This window comes from Pantoea agglomerans, from assembly GCF_020149765.1.
Taxonomy (GTDB): Bacteria; Pseudomonadota; Gammaproteobacteria; order Enterobacterales; family Enterobacteriaceae; genus Pantoea; species Pantoea alvi.
The window spans coordinates 1186148-1205898 of record NZ_CP083809.1; the positions used below are offsets into that span (position 1 = coordinate 1186148).

Annotated in this window: 20 protein-coding genes and 1 tRNA gene; 16 read left to right on the top strand and 5 right to left on the bottom strand. The window is 57.5% G+C overall.

Annotation, left to right across the window (positions count from 1 at the left end):
• The first annotated feature begins 1 nt into the window (after window position 1).
• The 3 genes from LB453_RS08310 to LB453_RS08320 are packed head-to-tail and all read left to right on the top strand — an operon-like array spanning window position 2 to window position 1699.
• Entirely contained in the window at window positions 2–703 is a 702-nt protein-coding gene (locus tag LB453_RS08310; RefSeq protein ID WP_103794212.1) for a phage minor tail protein L, read from the top strand.
• Window positions 700–1059, top strand: coding sequence for a C40 family peptidase (locus tag LB453_RS08315; protein WP_103794211.1), 360 nt, complete (start codon window positions 700–702; stop codon window positions 1057–1059). Before LB453_RS08310 ends, LB453_RS08315 begins: the two co-directional genes overlap by 4 nt.
• Complete coding sequence (locus LB453_RS08320; RefSeq protein WP_103794210.1) at window positions 1046–1699, top strand: tail assembly protein; 654 nt, start codon at window positions 1046–1048, stop codon at window positions 1697–1699. Before LB453_RS08315 ends, LB453_RS08320 begins: the two co-directional genes overlap by 14 nt.
• A gap of 40 nt (window positions 1700–1739) precedes the next feature.
• Here LB453_RS08320 and LB453_RS08325 read toward each other — a convergent pair whose 3' ends face one another.
• Complete coding sequence (locus LB453_RS08325) at window positions 1740–2075, bottom strand: Arc family DNA-binding protein (protein ID WP_103794209.1); 336 nt, start codon at window positions 2073–2075, stop codon at window positions 1740–1742.
• Window positions 2076–2407: 332 nt separating this feature from the next.
• Between LB453_RS08325 and LB453_RS08330 the strand changes: the two genes are divergently transcribed.
• The 3 genes from LB453_RS08330 (at window position 2408) to LB453_RS08340 (ending at window position 7330) form a co-directional block, all read left to right on the top strand.
• The gene (locus tag LB453_RS08330) at window positions 2408–3043 is read left to right on the top strand and encodes a Bro-N domain-containing protein (protein WP_103794208.1); all 636 of its coding nucleotides are present in this window, start codon (window positions 2408–2410) and stop codon (window positions 3041–3043) included.
• 69 nt (window positions 3044–3112) lie between these two features.
• A complete protein-coding gene (locus LB453_RS08335) occupies window positions 3113–3856 on the top strand; it encodes a phage antirepressor KilAC domain-containing protein (protein WP_103794207.1) in 744 nt (247 codons plus the stop codon).
• Between the two features lie 138 nt (window positions 3857–3994).
• A complete protein-coding gene (locus LB453_RS08340; RefSeq protein ID WP_158253381.1) occupies window positions 3995–7330 on the top strand; it encodes a phage tail tip protein in 3336 nt (1111 codons plus the stop codon).
• 329 nt (window positions 7331–7659) lie between these two features.
• Here LB453_RS08340 and LB453_RS08345 read toward each other — a convergent pair whose 3' ends face one another.
• The 3 genes from LB453_RS08345 to LB453_RS08355 all read right to left on the bottom strand — a co-directional run bounded on the left by LB453_RS08345 (window position 7660) and on the right by LB453_RS08355 (window position 10062).
• A complete protein-coding gene (locus tag LB453_RS08345; RefSeq protein WP_103794205.1) occupies window positions 7660–8832 on the bottom strand; it encodes a tyrosine-type recombinase/integrase in 1173 nt (390 codons plus the stop codon).
• Between the two features lie 162 nt (window positions 8833–8994).
• A tRNA-Arg gene (locus tag LB453_RS08350) sits at window positions 8995–9069 on the bottom strand.
• A 75-nt stretch (window positions 9070–9144) separates the two neighbouring features.
• On the bottom strand, window positions 9145–10062 hold the full coding sequence (locus tag LB453_RS08355; RefSeq protein ID WP_103794204.1) for a formate/nitrite transporter family protein: 918 nt from the start codon (window positions 10060–10062) through the stop codon (window positions 9145–9147).
• 244 nt (window positions 10063–10306) lie between these two features.
• On the opposite strand from LB453_RS08355, the gene ccmA reads away from it, so the two are divergent.
• The 10 genes from ccmA to mlaA are packed head-to-tail and all read left to right on the top strand — an operon-like array spanning window position 10307 to window position 18061.
• Entirely contained in the window at window positions 10307–10924 is a 618-nt protein-coding gene (gene ccmA / locus LB453_RS08360; protein ID WP_103794203.1) for a cytochrome c biogenesis heme-transporting ATPase CcmA, read from the top strand.
• Window positions 10924–11583, top strand: coding sequence for a heme exporter protein CcmB (ccmB, locus tag LB453_RS08365; RefSeq protein ID WP_103794202.1), 660 nt, complete (start codon window positions 10924–10926; stop codon window positions 11581–11583). Before ccmA ends, ccmB begins: the two co-directional genes overlap by 1 nt.
• 56 nt (window positions 11584–11639) lie before the next feature.
• On the top strand, window positions 11640–12380 hold the full coding sequence (locus LB453_RS08370) for a heme ABC transporter permease (protein WP_103794201.1): 741 nt from the start codon (window positions 11640–11642) through the stop codon (window positions 12378–12380).
• Window positions 12377–12610 carry a heme exporter protein CcmD gene (gene ccmD / locus LB453_RS08375; RefSeq protein WP_103794200.1) on the top strand — a complete coding sequence of 78 codons (234 nt, stop codon included), beginning with the start codon at window positions 12377–12379 and terminating at the stop codon, window positions 12608–12610. The genes LB453_RS08370 and ccmD overlap by 4 nt, the downstream gene beginning before the upstream one ends.
• On the top strand, window positions 12607–13092 hold the full coding sequence (gene ccmE / locus LB453_RS08380) for a cytochrome c maturation protein CcmE (RefSeq protein ID WP_103794199.1): 486 nt from the start codon (window positions 12607–12609) through the stop codon (window positions 13090–13092). The genes ccmD and ccmE overlap by 4 nt, the downstream gene beginning before the upstream one ends.
• Complete coding sequence (locus LB453_RS08385) at window positions 13089–15047, top strand: heme lyase CcmF/NrfE family subunit (RefSeq protein ID WP_103794198.1); 1959 nt, start codon at window positions 13089–13091, stop codon at window positions 15045–15047. Before ccmE ends, LB453_RS08385 begins: the two co-directional genes overlap by 4 nt.
• A complete protein-coding gene (locus tag LB453_RS08390; RefSeq protein WP_103794197.1) occupies window positions 15044–15598 on the top strand; it encodes a DsbE family thiol:disulfide interchange protein in 555 nt (184 codons plus the stop codon). Before LB453_RS08385 ends, LB453_RS08390 begins: the two co-directional genes overlap by 4 nt.
• Window positions 15595–16053, top strand: a complete 459-nt coding sequence (locus LB453_RS08395; protein WP_103794196.1) for a cytochrome c-type biogenesis protein — start codon at window positions 15595–15597, stop codon at window positions 16051–16053. The genes LB453_RS08390 and LB453_RS08395 overlap by 4 nt, the downstream gene beginning before the upstream one ends.
• Window positions 16050–17261: a c-type cytochrome biogenesis protein CcmI gene (gene ccmI / locus LB453_RS08400; RefSeq protein ID WP_103794195.1), complete on the top strand. Its 1212-nt coding sequence runs from the start codon at window positions 16050–16052 to the stop codon at window positions 17259–17261. Before LB453_RS08395 ends, ccmI begins: the two co-directional genes overlap by 4 nt.
• Before the next feature lie 35 nt (window positions 17262–17296).
• Window positions 17297–18061: a phospholipid-binding lipoprotein MlaA gene (mlaA, locus tag LB453_RS08405; protein ID WP_103794194.1), complete on the top strand. Its 765-nt coding sequence runs from the start codon at window positions 17297–17299 to the stop codon at window positions 18059–18061.
• 236 nt (window positions 18062–18297) lie between these two features.
• On the opposite strand, the gene fadL is transcribed toward mlaA, so the two are convergent.
• On the bottom strand, window positions 18298–19581 hold the full coding sequence (fadL, locus tag LB453_RS08410; protein ID WP_103794193.1) for a long-chain fatty acid transporter FadL: 1284 nt from the start codon (window positions 19579–19581) through the stop codon (window positions 18298–18300).
• Window positions 19582–19751: the final 170 nt, after the last annotated feature.

Here is a 19751-nt window from a genome sequence, read left to right on the forward strand (position 1 = left end):
GATGAACACCATTCCTTCTCAAATGCTGAGTGAACTGACCCGGACAGAGCCGTCTGCCCGTATTGACCTGTGGGAAGCGGATCTGACCGCAACAGGCGGTAAACGTTATTTCTTCTGCAATGAACAGAATGAACTCGGAAAAGCGGTTATCTGGCAGAAACGTCGCTACCGGCCTTATCCCGTCAGGGTGGAAGAGTGTGGCATGAGCGGTCGGGGCCCGGCTGCGCGGCCGTCGATTGTTGTCTCAAACCTGTATGGCATCGTGACCGGCCTGGCTGAGGCGCACCAGAGCCTGGTGGGCGGCGTTGTCATACGGCGAACGGTTTGTGCACGGTTTCTGGATGCAGAGAATTTCAGGCAAGGAAATCCGGACGCCGATCCGCAGCAGGAAGTGGTCAGCCATTATGTTATAGAGCAGCTGGCGGAACTGACATCACTGACGGCCAGATTTATTCTGGCCGTGCCGACAGAAACCGAAGGGCTGCTGTGCCCGGGCCGCATTATGCTGTCCGACCTTTGCCCGTGGGAATACCGCTCTGCAGACTGTGGGTACACTGGGCCAGCAATTGCGGACAGCAACGGACAACCCGTGAAGGATGCCGCTCAGGATCACTGTGGCAACTGTGCGGCAGGTTGCCGGCTTCGTCATAACACCGGGCGCTTCGGCGGGTTTCTCTCGCTGAATACGTACTCTGCAGAATGACTTACGCCTGTAGCGCAGCGACAGTCGGGCGTCTCTCCGAAGATATCTTTGCCCACGCCCAGGCCTGTCATCCGCAGGAGTGCTGCGGACTGGTCATCCTGACACCGGACGACTGCCAGTATCGGCCATGCATTAACGCTTCCCCTGAGCCACACCGGCATTTTCTGATCACCCCTGAAGATTACCTGAGTGCCTCTGCCGCCGGCACGATTATCGCGCTGGTTCACAGTCACCCTGATGGACCACCTGAACTGAGTCCTGCGGACAAAGCCGCCATGAGGTACAGCGCCTGCAGCTGGTGGCTGGTCTGCGGCGACAGCATTTATCGCTTTGGAGATGAAAATGAGTTCACCTGAATATTCATCTGAAAGGGCCCGGCCGATTCGGGTGTGTCTGTACGGCAACCTCGCCAGGTCTGGCAGGCGCATTGATCTGCATGTGAGGACTGCGGCAGAAGCGCTGCATGCGCTGGTGATGCAGTCCGGTGAGTTCAGGCGTCAGTTCAGCGAAGGGCTTTATCAGGTGCGTATTGCCGGCAGCGATCTTGATACTGGCAACCTGCATACCCGCCTGCATGAAAAGCTACCGTCCGGCGCAGTTGTCCATCTGGTTCCCCGGCTGCAGGGCGCTTCCCGGCGGGGCCTGCTTCAGTTGTTTGCCGGTGCCGCGCTCATCGCGGCGTCATTTATTCCGGGTCTGAATGCTTTTGCCTGGACAGTGGGCGCGACAACGCTTTCGCTGAGCGGGGCGGCTTTTTCGCTGGGGGCCAGCCTGATGCTGGGCGGAGCCGCACAGCTGCTGGCTCCCCGACCTGCGGGCGCAGATGCCAGGGATAACAAAAGCACCTGGTTTTCAGGCACAGAAAACATGATGGCTCAGGGCGCGCCGGTACCGGTCCTGTATGGAGAAATGCGGGTGGGATCACGCGTAATTTCTCAGGAGATTGCCACCCGGGATATGAGCGGAGAGGGAAAAGTGATTGTTATTGGTCATTGAAGGTCGCGGTCGCGCTAAAACAAGAAAGCAAAAAGCCCACTCAGGTGGGCTTTTTGTTTACTTTATCCTGTTCTTCTTCAAGTTTTTCCCTGCGATCGATCTCCTGCTTCAAAAGGGGGGCTACCTTCTCAACAAACTCATTCAAAATGGCGCTGATTGGGTAATTGCTTCGAATGTCAGGACTAGAATTCACAAGATCAATTGTCGCTTGATTGCTTTCAAGTTGCTCATATTCGCTAACCCAATGTTCAATGGCGGCAACCATCTCAGCATTAGCTGATCGCTTATGTTTGTCGGCCAGCTTTGCCACCTTATCTTTCAATTCCTCAGGTAACCTAAGGTTAACTTGCGGATTTTTGTACCTTCTTTCTGACATCTTGACTCCTTCGCCTAAGCGGGCGCTGCGCTCATATAGAAATGGTACGTACATACCTATTGACTAGCAATGCGTACCAAAATAATATGCATGCATACCTACTATATATGGATAATGTAATGAAAGTTAAAACGTTGCGCATGCCAGAAGCTTGGAAAAGTGATGGTGGATTTAGCGCAGAAAGGAGATCGATCCTTTAGTAAGGACGCGGTGCGAGCAATGAAAAAGTATGCAGAACGGCAGGGTGTCAAGTGCCCAGAATGACAGAAGCCTAACGGTGGTCAGACCGTCAGGCTTCATTTATCGAAAATCCCCAGCAAGGAATTAACGATATGAACATTGTAGCGAGCTCAGAACTTAACTTCCATGGTATTACCATACTACCAATTACTCACCATAGCGGTATCTGGCTGACGTCGGCAGACATCGCCACTGCACTTAAGTATAAAAGCCCCAAATCGATCACCAATCTCTTTAACCAGAATGCAGATGAGTTTACTAGCGCGATGACTCAGGTCATTGAATCAGTGACCTCAGGCAATTACCGCAAAAGAGCTCGCGTTTTCTCACTGCGCGGCGCTCACTTACTGGCCATGTTCGCGCGCACTCCGGTCGCTAAAGAATTTCGCCGCTGGGTGCTGGATATTCTGGAACAGGAGGAAATGAAACAAGTTCCATCAAGCCAGTTTACGGATGAGGAACTGCGCACACTCTGCCTGCTCTGGAGTCATTCAGTGAACATGCTGGGAAACATTGCCGATATTGCGCCGTTACTTAGAGTGGCTGAACACAGACTTGCCGCTGAATTCAGCGCCATGCCGCATCTTTACGTTGAGACCCTCAACAATGCCCGCGCCATGCTCGAACGTGAAACGTTGCATATTGATATTTCAGGGGAGGCTAACCGCGACTGGCGAATACTGGACAAGCTGAGGTTAGGGAAGTACGCATCATTGTTTGGCGCTTAGAACAGCGCAAAAAAAACCGCCAGTTGGCGCTGGCGGTCTACATCAATTAAAACGACCAGGTATCAATCAATGCTTACAGATAATTTAACAGTGCTCGGATCTGTTGTCACGGAGAAAACCATCGATAGTCAGTCCCTGCTGGCAATGGTTAATGAAGCGCGCAAGCAGTGCGGTGAGCCAGAAGTTCGCAATAACAAGTTTATCGAAAAAGTCGAAGATGAGCTTGAAGGGGAGTTTTACACAAAAAGTGCAAAACCTTCTGGCACTAACGGTGGGCGGCCTTTTGACGTTATAGAGATGACCATCAAGCAGGCGCTTCGCGTGGCTGCCCGTGAGTCAAAAGCGGTTCGTCGCGCACTGGTCGACAAACTGGAGGCAATGAGTCAGCCGGAGTTTGATCCCATGGCTGCGCTTAATGATGCCGCGTTTCTTCGTGGCACTTTGCTGTCGTACAGTGAAAAAGTCATCGCGCTTGAGCACCAGCTTGAAGAGATGAAGCCTGATGTTGAGGCGCTTGACCGCATCGCAAAAGCCCACGGCAGCATGTGCATTACTGACGCTGCTAAGCACCTGCAAGTCCAGCCTAAATCGCTTTTCAAAATGTTGTCTGAAAACCACTGGATATACCGCCGCACTGGTGGAAAAGCATGGCTGGCGTATCAGGATCGCATCCAGGCTGGCGTGCTGGAGCACAAAGTTATCGTCATAGAACGTTCAGACGGCAGTGAAAAAGTCGTTGAGCAGGTTCTTGTTACCGCAAAAGGCCTGGCAAAGCTGTCTAAAATTCTCAGCATGAAAACTGTCGCGGCTTGAACAGCCCGGTTCATCGTCAGAAAACTAACCCGCTTCGGCGGGTTTTTTATTGGGGGCATAATGAGCGTCTTGCATCACCATGGTAAAACGCCGCACGACAAACCTGACAATCTTCGCTCCTGTCAGGTACTGAGCGTAATGGACGTTATCAGCGAAGGCCCCGTTGCCGGTCTCGTTGACGGCTTAAAAAGCGTGCTGATTAATGGCACGCCTGTGCTTGGGCCGGACGGACAGGTGAACGTGCAGGGCGTCAGTATGCGCTTTCATGCCGGAACGGCGGATCAGCCACCGCTGAGCGGATTTGAGGCATCAGCCCGGGAACAGCTGATCAATGCTGACGTAACCGCGCAATATGCCGTCACGCGCACAGTCGATGGAAAGGAAACAGACCGGCTTCGCCTGACTCTGGGGGTTCGCCAGCTGTTCTCGGTCAACAAAAAAGGCGAAACGCAGGATGCGTCAGTCAACCTGCAAATTCATATCCGGCATCCTGATGGCTGGAAAACGGAAAAAGACATTACCGTGAAGGGGTGCACGCATGAGCCGTTTGCGTTTTCGGTGATCCTTGAAGACCTGCCGGCTGCGCCCTTTGACGTTCGCGTAACGCGTATTACGCCTGAAAGTACCGGTAACCGGCTGTTCAATAAGACCTTCTGGTCATCATATACAGAAATCACCGATGTCCGGCAATGCTATCCCCATACGGCCGTGACGGGCCTGAAAATTGACTCAGAGAAATCGGGCAATCAGCGCGCGGAGCGTAATTACCTGATGCGGGGGCGCCTGGTCAGGGTGCCGGCAAATTATGACCCGGTGACGCGCCGCTATGCCGGAGAACGCTGGAATGGCGAGTTCAAAGAAGCCTGGACGGACAACCCGGCCTGGTGCCTGTATGACCTGCTGATGCACCCACGCTATGGTCTGGGTCAGCGAATGGGTATTGCAGATGCAGACAAGTGGGCACTGTATAACATTGCCCGCTACTGTGATGAAAAGGTCAGTGATGGCTATGGCGGGCTGGAGCCCCGCATCCGCTGCAACGCGTGGCTGACCCGGCAGCGGAAGACGTTCGATGTCATCGGTGATTTCTGCAGCATGATGCGCTGTATGCCCGTATGGAGCGGCCAGCATCTGACGTTTATTCAGGATGCGCCTTCAGATGTTGTCTGGACCTACACCCGTGCCAGCGTGGCCGGCGGCCAGTTCCATTACAGCTTCAGCGCGCTGAAAGATCGCCATAACGCGGTTGAAGTGCGTTTCATCGATCCACACAATAACTGGCAGCCTTCCGTAGAGCTGGTGGAAGACCGCGAGGCCATAAAGCGATACGGGCGCAATCTGCTGAAAGTCGATGCGTTTGGCTGTACCAGCCGGGGGCAGGCACACCGGACCGGCTTATGGATCATCCAGACCGAACTGCTGGAAACCCAGACCGTCGATTTTTGCGTGGGGGCAGAAGGGCTGCGTCATATCCCTGGTGATATCTTCGAAATTTGCGACAACGATTATGCCGGGACCGCAACCGGTGGCCGGATCATTGCCGCAGAGCATGAGAAAAAACTACTCAGGCTTGACCGGCCTGTGTTTCTTCCGGATGAGGGGCGTGCCACGCTGAATCTGATGAGTGAGACCGGGCAGCCTGTGACCGTCAGCGTGACCGGCCATCCTGAACCTGACTGTGTCGAAGTGGACAACATGCCTGAAGGCATAATGTCATTCAGCGTCTGGGGACTGAAACTGCCGGGTCTGCGGCGGCGCCTGTTTCGCTGCGTGGCCATTCGTGAAAGCGAAAACGGCGGCTATGCCGTGACCGCGCTGCAGCACTGCCCGGAGAAGCAGGCGCAGGTGGATGAAGGCAGGCGCTTTTCAGAGCCACCGGCCAGCGAGCATGCGGTCTTACCACCAGCAGTCAGACACCTTCGTGTCAGCCTCAGCACTTCATCCGGACGCATTCAGGCCCTTGCCCGGTGGGAAATTTTGCGGACATTAAGCAGCGTGCATTTTGAAATACGGGTCACTCGTGGACATGATGCCACGGGAGAGCTGGTTTTCAGCAACACCGCAGACCGGCCTGAATGTACTTTCATTCTGCCAGAGACGGGGGGCTATGCGCTGAGTGTCTGTTCAGTCAATGAGGCCGGGCAGAAAAGCGAACCTGTCTCTGTCAGTATTACGGTTGCTGCACCTGAGCCTCCCGTATCCGTCGATGCCACACCCGGCTATTTCCAGGTCACGCTGGTGCCGCATCAGTCCGTTTATGATGCCACAGTACGTTATGAATTCTGGTATTCCGGAACCCGGCTCGCTGACGCGCAACAGACCGAATCCCAGGCGCAATATCTTGGAGAAGGAAGCTGCTGGATAAAAGACGGCCTCATGCCAGGCAATGTTCACTACTTCTATATCCGCAGCGTAAATGCGCTGGGCAAATCTGCTTTCACCGAACAGGCCGCCAGTCCGAGTGATAAAGCAGAAGACTATCTGGCGTTTTATAAGGGGAAAATCAGCGACACACATCTTGGCCAGAGCTTACTGACAAAAATGGACCAGCTGTCAGAGGGCGCAGCTAAAATCGGGAAAATTGAAAAGAGCTGGAAAGACACGGAAGGACGACTGAATTCGCAATGGTCAGTCAAATTACAGCAGCTGAAAAATGGTCAGTACTGCATGACTGGCTTTGGCATGGGAATTGAAGAAAAACCGGGGGGGATGCAGAGTCAGATCCTGATGGCAGCCGATCGCGTAGCTTTTGTGAACCCTGAGAATGGAAACGCCGTGCCCGCACTGGTTATTGAACATGACCAGATCTATTTCCGTGACGCGCTCATCAGGTACCTGCGTGCGGTCAGCATTACCAGTAGTGGCAATCCGCCAGCTTTTGCACTCACGCCTGAGGGCAAGCTAACGGCAAAAAATGCTGATATCAGCGGCAGACTTCGTGCTACATCGGGTGAGCTTGAGAATGTCACGATCAAAGACAGCTGTACGATTGAAGGTGTACTGGATGCCAGACAGATCACCGGTGACATTTTTAATGTTCAGTCAGGCGGGGTGCGGTTGCCCGAAGGCGCTTTCAGCTGGTCCGACAAAGCGGGAGAACACGTTCTGTTCAGAATTGCTGGCGAGTCATTTGACCGTATTCTGGATACGAATCTGACGCTGGTGGCTCAATGCCAGAATAAACGGCAGCAGTTCAGGTTAATCGTCCGGCATCATCGCACCAGTGCAATACACACAGATGTTGAGCTCAGTTATGCGGATACTCGTAATAAGGGACATGCCCCGGGTATGAGTTACAAAATAAAAGGAATAAGCATGCCGGCAATCGGCCGTTCGCACGTGCATGAGTTGATCGTGATTGTGGTTAACAGTAACCGGTCTGGCCGTGTTTACTGTTATATCCCTCCCGGCGAGGCACCAAAATTTACGGCCTATCGCGCTGGCCGATCGTTTGTTACCAGCGGGGAAATATAATAAACCGTGCTGAGCGATCACTCTGAATAGCCGGCCAGGCTCTGCAGCCAGACCCTGGAACAATCAGAAGGGATTGAATACCAGCAAAGCCGGATGCTCTTCACCCGCTGAGTTCACCAGTTCCCCATAAACCAGCGAGCGTCAGATAGATACCTAGTCAGGCTGGCCGGTAGTCTGTGCGACAAGCCTCAAATCCAGTTCAGATATATGGCTGTACCGATAACAAGCGCAACGGATGAAATAACATTGAGTGTAATAGCAGTGCGGGGTGATATGTCCATTTCTGAATCTCCTTCAGTGAAGACTCAAAGGTTAGCACCTGTGACAATTTACTCCAGGTTGTCATCAAGCCAGTCTGCCCACCACTGCATCATTTCGCGCCGCTTTTCCAGATACTGAGCGTGATTGTAGACCGTACGCATCTTGTTGTGATCAAGATGTGCCAGCTGACGTTCAATCGCATCTGCCGGCCACTGATATTCATTCATCACTGTACTGAACTGGTGTCGGAATCCATGCCCGGTAGTCTGACCTTCATAGCCAATACGGCGGATAACGCCAAGGATGGTGTTATCACTGATGGGCTTATTCTTGTTTATTCTGCCCGGAAAGCACAGCGCGCCATGGCCGGTGATCTTCTTCATTGAAATCATCAGTGCATGAACCTGATCTGACATCGGCACAACATGAAGGCGCCGGTTTTTCATTACTTCCGCGTCAATAACAATAAGGCGGTTTTCAAAGTCGACGTTTTCCCACCTCATAGAGCGAAGTTCTGCCGTTCTCAACACTGTATAATGAAGAATGAGGGCGGCATTTTTTGCCACCACGCCACCTCCATAGCTTTCCAGGGAACGATGAAACGCCTGTATGCGGTTCATGGGCAGAAAGGCATGGTTCCTCTTTTTGTATCCTTTGAGAGCCTTGAGCAGGTCGGGCGCCGGATTGTATGTGGCCCGGCCGGTGACAATCGCATATCTGAACACCTCTCCGCACCGTTTCCTTGCCTTGTCTGCGCGCTCCATTGCGCCGCGTTCCTCGTACCGACGGATCACCTTCAGCAGCTCCAGCGGCTCAATCTCATCCATCTGCATATGACCCATGATCGGCAGGATGTCATTCTCAAACATACGGCGCAGTTCACCGGCATACTTCTCTGACCACACGACGGCTTTATGGGCATACCACTCTCTGAAGATGCCGGCAAAGGTCCAGGCATCCGGCCTCTTTTCTTTCTTTTTCATGGCCTGTTTTTGGTGAGCCGGATCGATGCCAGACAGCAGTTTCATTTTCGCTTCCGACTGCCGCGCGCGTGCTTCTGTCAGGGATATCTGCGGCCAGGGGCCAATGACCAGCGTTTTCTCTTTGCCATCAAAGCGGTAGCGGAGCCGCCATACCTTCTTTCCGGTAGGCGGGACAAACAGAAACAGGCCTCCTGCGTCAGCCAGGCGATATGACTTATCCTTAGGTTTAGCGGCGTTGATCTGCTTTACCGTAAGCATGTGGGCATAACTCCGGATGTGGTTACTTTATGCCCACAATATGCCCGCAAAAAACCGGCGTAGTCAATGCCTGACGGTTCATGCCAGTTGTGCTCAGAAAGCCCTGAAATCAAGGCGGGGAGGGAGATTGTTCGTGTCGGTGGTGGCGGGTTCATACCAGAATGGCGTCCCCTGCAGGAATCGAACCTGCAACTAGCCCTTAGGAGGGGCTCGTTATATCCATTTAACTAAGGGGACGGCGGCGCGAAGTATAGCGCAAATGCGCCGCAAGAATAACCCAGCTGCGGCGCGTTTGCTCATTTCCTCAACAGCTTAGCGCGCTTTTTCCTGCTGCTTCGCTTCGCGCTGTTTCGCTTTCGCCTCTGCTTTCGCCGCCTCGCTCATATCGTTGCGGATCTGCGCATGGCTGATTAATGCGAAAATCAGCGTACCGCCGGTGATATTGCCCAGCAGGGTCGGCAGCGCGAACGGCCAGATAAACTCATACCAGCTGATCTGGCCGGTAAAGACCAGATAGAGGATCTCCACCGAGCCCACCACGATATGGGCCAGATCGCCCAGCCCGACCAGCCAGGTCATCATCACGATCACAATCAGCTTGGTGGCACCCGCCTGCGGCATCATCCAGACCATCGTCGCGATAATCCAGCCGGAAATCACCGCATTGGCGAACATCTCGCCGGGCGTGTTCTCCATTACTTTCTGGCTGATGGCGCTAAAGGCCTGGCGCGTCGCGTCGTCGAAAATCGGCATCTCCGCAAAGGCGATCGAGGCGAGGGCGGTACCGATCAGGTTGCCGAGCAGCACCAGTCCCCACAGTCGCAGCAGCAGGCCAATATTGCCCAGCGTCGGTTTGTGCATCACCGGCAGCACCGCCGTCACCGTATTCTCGGTGAAGAGCTGCTGGCGCGCCATAATGACGATAACGAAGCCGAAGGTGTAGCCCAGGTTCTCCAGCAAAAAGGCGCCGGGCAGACCGTCAAGATGTACCTGAAAAATCCCTTTTGCCATCAGCGAGGCGCCCATTGACAGGCCGGCGGCAATCGCCGACCAGAGCAGCGCCATCCCGTCGCGCTCCAGCTCCTTTTCGCCATCCTGGCGAATCTCTTCATGTATCGCCGCCGCGCGCGAGGGCAGGGCGTCTTCGTTTACCTCAATCTCCGTTCCTTGCTCTTTTTCTTCGCTGTCGACATCGTTTTCATCCTGGTGAACAGATGGGGAAGGTTTCATGTTTGCTCCTTGTTATTATTGCTGCGCGTAATAAGCGTAGCCTGTTTTTGCAAGGGCGAAATGTAACTATCTTTTCAGCGAAGCGTTACAAAATTTTAACGTAGTATCTTTTTTAAGCATATTCACGCTGCAAGGGGCATTACCACCGCTTCAGGCGCGCCGTGCCGCACGCCATGAGCTTCGGCCCACCGCAACCTTATGCTATTATCCTGCCCACTTTTTTTCCTGGCGCGACTCCTCCGGCATGCTCGAAGTCATTAATCTCTCTTGCGTTCGCGACGAACGCACGCTGTTCCACGGCCTCTCATTCGGCGTGGCGGCGGGCGATATCGTGCAGATAGAAGGGCCGAACGGCGCCGGTAAAACGTCGCTGCTGCGCCTGCTGGCGGGACTGAGCCGCCCGGAAGAGGGCGAGGTGCGCTGGCAAAGCCAGCCAATACGCCAACAGCGCGAACAGTGGCACCAAAGCCTGCTTTTTCTCGGTCATCAGCCCGGCGTAAAAGCGGTACTATCGCCGCTGGAAAATCTGCGCTTCTGTCACCCGAACCGCAACGACGCGCAAATCTTCGACGCCCTTGAGTGCGTCGATCTGCTGGGCTACGAGGAGGTGCCGGTGGCGCAGCTTTCAGCGGGACAGCAGCGGCGCGTGGCGCTGGCCCGGCTCTGGCTCAGCGACGCCGCGCTGTGGATCCTGGATGAGCCGCTGACGGCGATAGATAAAGCGGGTGTGGAAAAATTAATGAAGCGTTTTACGCAACATGCCGAAAAGGGCGGTCTGGTGATCCTTACCACCCATCAGGATCTGCCAGAAAGCGATGGGCGCGTGCGTAAAATAGCGCTTACCGGCGCGGAGCTGCTCTGATGTCGCTGCGCGTGATTCAGCGCGAGCTGCGCATCGCCTTTCGCAGCGGCGCGGAGGTGGTTAACCCGCTCTGGTTCTTTCTGATCGTGATAACGCTGTTCCCGCTCGGCATCGGGCCGGAGCCGCAGCAGCTGGCGCGTATCGCACCGGGCGTCGCCTGGGTGGCCGCCTTGCTCTCATCGCTGCTGGCGCTGGAGCGCTTGTTCCGCGACGATTTTATTGACGGCTCGCTGGAGCAGCTGTTGCTGCTGCCGACGCCGCTGCCGGTTACCGTGCTGGGCAAAGTGATCGCTCACTGGCTGGTAACGGGGCTGCCGCTGATCCTGCTGTCGCCGCTGGCGGCGCTGCTGCTGTCCCTCGATTTCAACAGCTGGCTGGCGATGGCGCTGACGCTGCTGCTCGGCACGCCGACCTTCAGCTTTCTCGGCGCCATCGGCGTTGCGCTGACGGTGGGGCTGCGGCGCGGCGGCGTACTGCTGAGCCTGCTGGTGCTGCCGCTGGCGGTGCCGGTGCTGATTTTCGCCAGCGCGGCGATCGACGCGGCGGGCCAGGGATTGCCGATCGGCGGCTATCTGGCGATCCTCGGCGCCATGCTGGCGGCCAGCGCGACGCTGTCGCCGTTCGCCACCGCCGCCGCGCTGCGTATCGCGCTGCACTGATCCGCACATGCGTCAGCCATGGCGGAAATGATTTTTTAACCTGTGAGCAATGCAACATGTGGAAATGGTTACATCAGCTGGGAAGGCCGGAGCGGCTTTATCAGCTCTGCGGGCGTTTAATTCCCTGGTTCGCCGTGGCGGGCGCGGCAACGCTGCTGCTCGGCTGGATCTGGGGCTTCGGTTTTGCGCCGGCCGACTACCAGCAGGGCGACAGTTTCCGCATTATGTATATCCACGTTCCGGCGGCGATGTGGTCGATGGGCGTCTACGCCGCAATGGCGGTCGCCGCGTTTACCGGCCTGGTGTGGCAGATGAAAATGGCCGATCTGGTCTCGACCGCAATGGCCCCGGTCGGCGCGGTTTTTACCTTTATCGCGCTGATCACGGGCTCCGCCTGGGGCAAGCCGATGTGGGGCACCTGGTGGATCTGGGACGCGCGCCTGACGTCGGAGCTGGTGCTGCTCTTCCTTTATATGGGCGTGATAGCGCTCTATCAGTCGTTTGACGACCGCCGCACCGCGGGACGCGCAGCCGGCATTTTGATTCTGGTCGGCGTGGTTAATCTGCCGATCATTCACTTCTCGGTACAGTGGTGGAACACCCTGCATCAGGGCTCATCGGGCATCCTGCAGCAGGCGATCGCGCCGAGCATGCGCACGCCGCTGCGCTGGGCGATCCTCGGCTACCTGCTGCTGTTCATTACCCTGACGCTGATGCGCCTGCGCAACCTGATCCTTTACACCGAGCGTCACCGTCCCTGGGTGGCAAACCTCGTCAGCGGAGGCCGTAAAGCATGACGCCCGCTTTCTCTTCCCTGTCCGCCTTTTTCGCCATGGGCGGCTACGCCTTTTACGTCTGGCTGGCGGTGATCTGCACCCTTGTGCCGCTTGTCGGTCTGCTGCTGCATACGCTGCTGCAGCGCCGCCGCCTGCTGGCTGAGATCCGCCAGCGCCAGTCCAGGGAGCGCCGCATCCGTTCGGCGAAAATGAAACAAGCCGCCGGTGAAGCGGCAGGAGATCCAATGTGAATAGCCGTCGTCGTCAGCGCCTGTATGTTGTGGTGGCGATCCTGGTGGGGCTGGGCCTCGCCACGTCACTGGTTATGTATGCGCTGCGTTCCAATATCGACCTGTTCTATACCCCAGGCGAAATCCTTTACGGCAAAGGTGAAGATCATCAGAAGCCGGAAGCGGGTCAGCGCCTGCGGGTCGGAGGCATGGTGATGCCGGGCAGCGTGAAGCGCGATCCAAATACGCTTGCCGTCTCTTTTAAGCTCTACGACGCCAACGGCGTGGTCAGCGTCAGCTTCGAAGGGATATTGCCGGACCTGTTCCGCGAAGGGCAGGGCGTGGTGGCGCAGGGCGTGCTGGAAGAGGGCAACCTGATCAACGCCAAAGAGGTGCTGGCGAAGCATGACGAGAAATACACGCCGCCGGAAATTGAGGATGCGATGAAGAAGAATCACAAGAGCCCGCAGGCGCTGGCGGAACAGGCGAGCACAGCGCCATGATGCCGGAAGTCGGAAGTTTTCTGCTCTGCCTGGCGCTGGGCCTCGCGCTGCTGCTGAGCGTCTATCCCCTGTGGGGCGCGGTGCGCCAGGATGCCCGCCTGATGGGGCTGGCGCGTCCGCTCGCCAGCGGGCTGTTTCTCTGTGTCGCTGGCGCCTTCCTCGTGCTGGTGCACGCCTTTGTGGTCAACGACTTTACCGTCGGCTACGTTGCCGCTAACTCCAATACGCTGCTGCCGGTCTATTACCGCATCGCCGCAACCTGGGGGGCGCACGAAGGCTCGCTGCTGCTCTGGGTGCTGCTGCTCAGCAGCTGGACGCTGCTGGTGGCGATTTTCAGCCGCGGCATGCCGCAGGACGCGCTGGCGCGCGTGCTGGCGGTGATGGGAATGATTAACCTCGGTTTCCTGCTGTTTATTATTCTTACCTCGAACCCCTTTACCCGCACGCTGCCCGATTTTCCCATCGACGGGCGCGATCTCAACCCGATGCTGCAGGATATCGGCCTGATCTTCCATCCGCCGCTGCTCTATATGGGCTACGTTGGCTTCTCGGTAGCGTTCGCCTTCGCCATCGCCTCCCTGATGGCGGGACGGCTGGATACCGCCTGGGCGCGCTGGTCGCGTCCCTGGACCACGGCAGCCTGGGTGTTCCTGACCATCGGCATCGTGCTGGGCTCCGCGTGGGCCTATTACGAACTCGGCTGGGGCGGCTGGTGGTTCTGGGATCCGGTGGAAAACGCCTCCTTTATGCCATGGCTGGCGGGAACCGCGCTGATGCACTCGCTGGCGGTAACGGAGAAGCGCGGCACCTTTAAAGCCTGGACGGTGCTGCTGGCGATCACCGCCTTCTCTCTCAGCCTGCTCGGCACCTTTCTGGTGCGATCCGGCGTGCTGGTGTCAGTACACTCGTTCGCCTCCGATCCGGCGCGCGGCATGTTTATCCTCGCCTTCCTGGTGATCGTCATCGGCAGCTCACTGCTGCTCTACGCCATTAAAGGCGGACAGGTGCGCAGCCGCGTGCAGAACGAAACCTGGTCGCGCGAATCTTTCCTGCTCGGCAATAACGTACTGCTGATCGCCGCCATGCTGGTGGTACTGCTGGGCACGCTGCTGCCGCTGGTGCACAAGCAGCTCGGCCTCGGCAGTATCTCCGTGGGCGAGCCGTTCTTTAACACCATGTTCAGCTGGCTGATGGCGCCGTTCGCGCTGATGCTCGGCATCGGGCCGCTGGTGCGCTGGCGTCGCGACGAGCCGCAGAAGCTGTGGAAGCGTCTGGCGCTGGCGCTGGTGGTCACGCTCGCCAGCGCGATCCTGCTGCCCTGGCTGATGCAGGATCGCATCGAGGCGATGACGGTGGTGGGGCTGCTGATGGCGGTGTGGATCCTGGTGCTGACGCTGATGGAGCTGCACGAGCGCGCCACGCATCGGCACGCCTTCTTGCGCGGCCTGCGCCATCTGTCGCGCAGCCACTGGGGCATGGTGCTGGGCCATATCGGCGTCGGCGTCACGGTGATCGGCATCGCCTTCAGCACCCAATACAGCGTCGAGCGCGACGTGCGCATGAAGGCGGGCGACAGCATCGATATTCACCGCTATCACTTTGTGTTCCGCGACGTGCATAACCTGCAGGGGCCGAACTACAGCGGCGGCGTCGGCATTATCGACGTCAGCCGCGACGGCAAGCCGGAGGCGGTGCTGCACGCGGAAAAACGCTTCTATACCGCGGCGCGCACCATGATGACCGAGGCGGCGATCGACGGCGGCTTTACGCGCGATCTCTACGCCGCGCTGGGCGAGGAGCTGGATAATGGCTCCTGGGCGGTGCGCATCTATTACAAACCCTTTGTGCGCTGGATCTGGTTCGGCGGCGTGTTTATGGCGCTTGGCGGCCTGCTCTGCCTGCTCGATCCGCGCTACCGCTCGCGGAAAAAAGCCGCGCGTGAGGAACGGGCATGAACAAGAAAATTCTCTTTATTCCGCTGATCCTGTTTTTGCTGCTGGCGGCGGCGCTGCTGTGGCAGCTGTCGCGCAACGCCAGCGGCGACGATCCCACCCGGCTCGAATCGGCGCTGATCGGCAAGCCGGTGCCGCTGTTTAAGCTGGAGGCGCTCGATCGGCCCGGCCAGCTCTACGACCAGAAGATCCTTAACGACGGCAAACCGATCCTGCTGAACGTCTGGGCGACCTGGTGCCCGACCTGTCGCGCCGAGCATCAGTATCTCAACCAGCTGGCGGAGCAGGGCATTCGCGTAGTCGGACTTAACTATAAAGACGACCGCGCCAAAGCGGTCGCCTGGCTCAATACGCTGGGCAACCCTTACGCGCTTAGCCTCTATGACGGCGACGGCATGCTGGGGCTCGATCTCGGCGTCTACGGCGCGCCGGAAACCTTCCTGATCGACGGCAACGGCATTATTCGCTACCGCCACGCGGGGGATCTCAACGCGCGCGTCTGGCAGCAGGAAGTGCTGCCGCTGTGGCGGAAATACAGCAAGGAGGGCGCATGAAACCCTTACTTTCAATTCTCTGCGGCCTGCTGCTCAGCTTCAGCCTGTGGGCGGCGATCGACACATACCAGTTCGACTCCGTGGCGCAGGAGGAGCAGTACCGCGACCTGACCGCCTCGCTGCGCTGCCCGAAATGCCAGAACAACAGCATTGCCGACTCAAACGCGATGATCGCGGCGGATATGCGCCTCAAGGTCTATGAGCTGATGAAGCAGGGGCAGAGCCGTCAGCAGATCATCGACTATATGGTGGCGCGCTACGGCAATTTCGTTACCTATGAACCGCCGGTGACGCCGTCGACGTTGATCCTCTGGGTCGGCCCGGCGCTGTTCGCCGTGCTGGGCTGCCTGGTCATCATCCTGCGCAGCCGTCAGCGCAAAACGCGCAGCGAGCTGGATGAGACCGATCAACAGCGCCTTGCGGCGATACTTAAACGCGACGGGAAGCTGAAATGAGCGCTTTGTGGATTAGCATTATTGTGCTGCTGATGGCCGCCAGCGCCCTGTTTCTCGGCGCGGGCTGGCGTCAGCGCCAGGCGAGCAACACCGATCGCGACCGTCTGAATACCGATTTTTACCACCAGCGCCTGCGCGAGCTGGAAGAGGATGAGGCGCAGGGCGTGATCGGCGAGCGCGCCACCATGGTAAGCGAACTGCAGCAGACGCTACTGACCGATGTCCCACAGCAGGATGCCGCAGCGCCGCGCGCCAGCAGCCGTCTGCTGCTGCTGCCCGGCGTCGTGGCGCTGATCGCGGTGTCGCTCGGCTTCTATCTGAAAAGCGGCGGGCTGGCGCAGGTCGCCGGCTGGATACAGGTGCAGCAGGAATATCCGGCGCTGCGCGCGCGGGTAATGGATCCGCAGGCGAAGCCGCTCACCATGGAGGAGCTGGCGCGCCTGCAGCTCGGCCTGCGCACCGCGCTGCAGTCAGAGCCTGATAACCTGAACGACTGGACCATGCTGGGCCGCCTCGGCATGGTGCTTAACAACGCCGCCAGCGCCAGCCAGGCGTTCGAGCATGCGCTGCAGCTCGCGCCCAACAACCTGGCGCTGAAACAGGACTATGCTGAAGTACTGACCCGCTCCAGCGATCCGCAGGATAACCGCCAGGCGGGGCTGATGCTGCGCGATATGGTGAAAGAGGATGGCGACAATCTGCGCACGCTTGGCCTGCTGGCGTTTAACGCTTATGAACAGCAGCAGTATGAGCAGGCGATTAGCGCCTGGCAGGCTATGCTGAAACGGATCCCGGCCGACGATCGCCGTCGCGTAATGATTGAGCGCAGCATTGAACAAGCAAAAACCGACGCCGGTCAGCAGAATACGCAGCTGGCGCTAACGGTGACGCTGACGCCGGAGGCAGAAAAAATGTTACCGCCGGGCGGAGTCATGTATATTTCTGTTTCTGACGGTGTTTCACCGGTGCCCGTGGCCGTTAAGCGCTTGCCGCTGAGCCACTTTCCGTTATCGCTTACGCTGGATGACAGCAACGCCATGATGCCGGAGCGCCTGCTTTCGGCGCAGCATCAGGTGCAGGTTCGGGTGCGTATTTCCCGCGACGGCAGCGCCAGTCCGCAATCCGGCGACTGGTTTGGTCTGAGCGCGGTAACGCCCTGGGATGGTCATCAGCACATGGCTGTGGAGATTAATCAACAGCAGCCCTGAAGCGATACTTCATTAAACCGCACAGGGAGATAACAATGGCTTACCGCCTGACCAGCCTGGTTTTGGCCAGCGTCATTCTGGCTGGATGCGCCAGCTCAAAGCCGGAGAGCGAGGCGCCTGCGCAGCGCAGCGATCCGCTCGAAGGCTTTAACCGCACGATGTTCAACTTTAACTACAACGTGCTGGATCCATACGTGCTGCGTCCTGTCGCGGTGGCGTGGCGCGACTACGTGCCGGTGCCGGCGCGTACTGGCTTAAGCAATTTCCTCGGCAACCTGGAGGAGCCGGCCAGCATGGTGAACTCTATTCTGGTTGGCGAGCCGCGCCAGGCGGGAATTCACTTTACCCGTTTCTTCCTGAACTCGATTCTGGGCCTGGGCGGTTTTATCGACGTGGCGGGCAAGGCGAACCCGGAGCTGGCGCGTGAAGTGCCGCACCGCTTCGGCAGCACTCTGGGCCACTACGGCGTCGGCTACGGCCCCTACGTGGAACTGCCCGCCTACGGCAGTTTCACCATCCGCGAAGATGGCGGCGACTACGTCGATACGCTCTATCCGGTGCTGGGCTGGCTGACCTGGCCGATGTCCATTGCGAAGTGGACGCTGGAAGGGGTAGAGACGCGCGCGCAGCTGCTTGACTCCGATGCGCTGCTGAAGCAGCAGTCTGACCCTTACGCCTTTATTCGTAACGCCTATTTCCAGCGTCATGATTTCCTGGCGAACGGCGGCCGTCTCAAGCCGGAAGAGAACCCGAACGCCAGCGCGATTCAGGACGATCTTAAAGATATCGACGCGGAGTAACGGCGGTAAAAACAGCAATGGCGACCCTGGGGTCGCCATTTTTTTAATGCGTGCATCGAACGCGAAACGCGAGTGGCCCGGGCCGATCGCAAAGACGCAAAAACGGCATCCCTGCCTGCTCGGCCCGCGCCGTCCATGGCGCGGGACGCTTTGCTCCTCTGCCCGGGCCACTCGCGTCGGCGCCTTTCCCCAATAAAAATGGCGACCCAAAGGTCGCCATTTATCCAGCTATATCATCAGAACTTGTAGTTAAAGTTCGCGCCATACAGCCAGGCTTTACCCACGGAATTAAAGGTATAAGGCCCTTCTTCAACCGTAACGTGCTGGCCGTGCATATAAGAGACGCCCACATCGACAGAGGCGTCGTCGTTAAAGGCGTAGGAGGCGCCAGCGCTCAGCCAGAGACGATCCTGATCGGGGATTGAGATCGAGCGCTTATCCGCCGGAACCGGGCTGTCATCAAAGGCGATACCGGTACGGAAAGTCCAGTTCTGGTCGTAATAGTAGGTGGTGCCCAGCGCGATACGGTAGGCATCCTTGAAGCTCTCATCTTTATAGAACAGCGTCTGACCGCTGGAGCCGGTGGCTTTCAGCTCCTGGAACTGGCTCCAGCTGGTGTAGGCCAGGCTGTAGTGTACCGCCCACTGCGGTGCCACTTTATGCCAGCCAGACACTTCCCACATCTCCGGCAGGTTCAGCGTCAGCGCGCCCGGAATAGTCGAGCCGCCGGTGGCGTAGGGGAGGCCTAAATTGGCTGCCTGATTGATGCGGTTAATCGCCGTCGGCAGGCTGCTCTTATAGTCGCCGTCGAAATCAACCTTCACCTCCGAGCGATAGCTCAGGCCAAAGCGGTTGTTTTTATCCACCTCATACAAAATACCGGCGTTCCAGCCGTAGCCCCACTCATCACCCTTCAGGTGGGCCACCTGCGTATCGGCAGGAATGCTCAGCGCAGCGCCTGCTTCGCCCGCGTAGCGCTCAATCTTGGCGCGCGCGTAAACCGCGTCGAAGCCGACGCCGAAGCTGAAGTGCTCGTTAAGACGATAGGCGGTGCTGAGGTTAAGGTTGCCGGTCATCAGATCGGTCTTGCCGCCGAAGCCGCCTGCGGTATAGCCGTCGTTGAACTCCGTCGCCAGACCATAGTTTGAGGTAGCGGACGCGCCGATCCACCATTGATCGTTAATCGGCTGCACATAGTGAATATTGGGCACCCACTGCGTCGGTGCGATATTGCTGGCGTCGAGGCTGCGGCCGGTCGGGCTGTTGCCGGTAATATCGACATCGGGATCGATAAATACCGCGCCGACGGAAAACATCGGTCGATCCATCAGCGCCATGGTCGCCGGGTTGCGGCTGGCTGAGGCGGCGGTATCGCCCATTGCGCCCTCGCCGGAATAGGCGCGGCCCAGACCAGCAGAGGAGAATTCGTTAAGCTGAAAGCCCGCTGCGTATACGTGTGAAGAGACAAGCGCCACTGCAGCCGCCACGGCTGACTTTGCGAACAGGTTTTTATGGCTCATGACCACAACCTCATCTGAATTATTATTATTAAACTGTAATTGTTACATCGCGTAACAAGGGTCGGCGGATTGTAGGGACTGACCAGAAGCTGACAAATCAGACCAGTGCGGCAAGTATAGGTCTGACCTGTGTCGATGTTGCAATATTGTTTTTAAAATATTTCTGAATT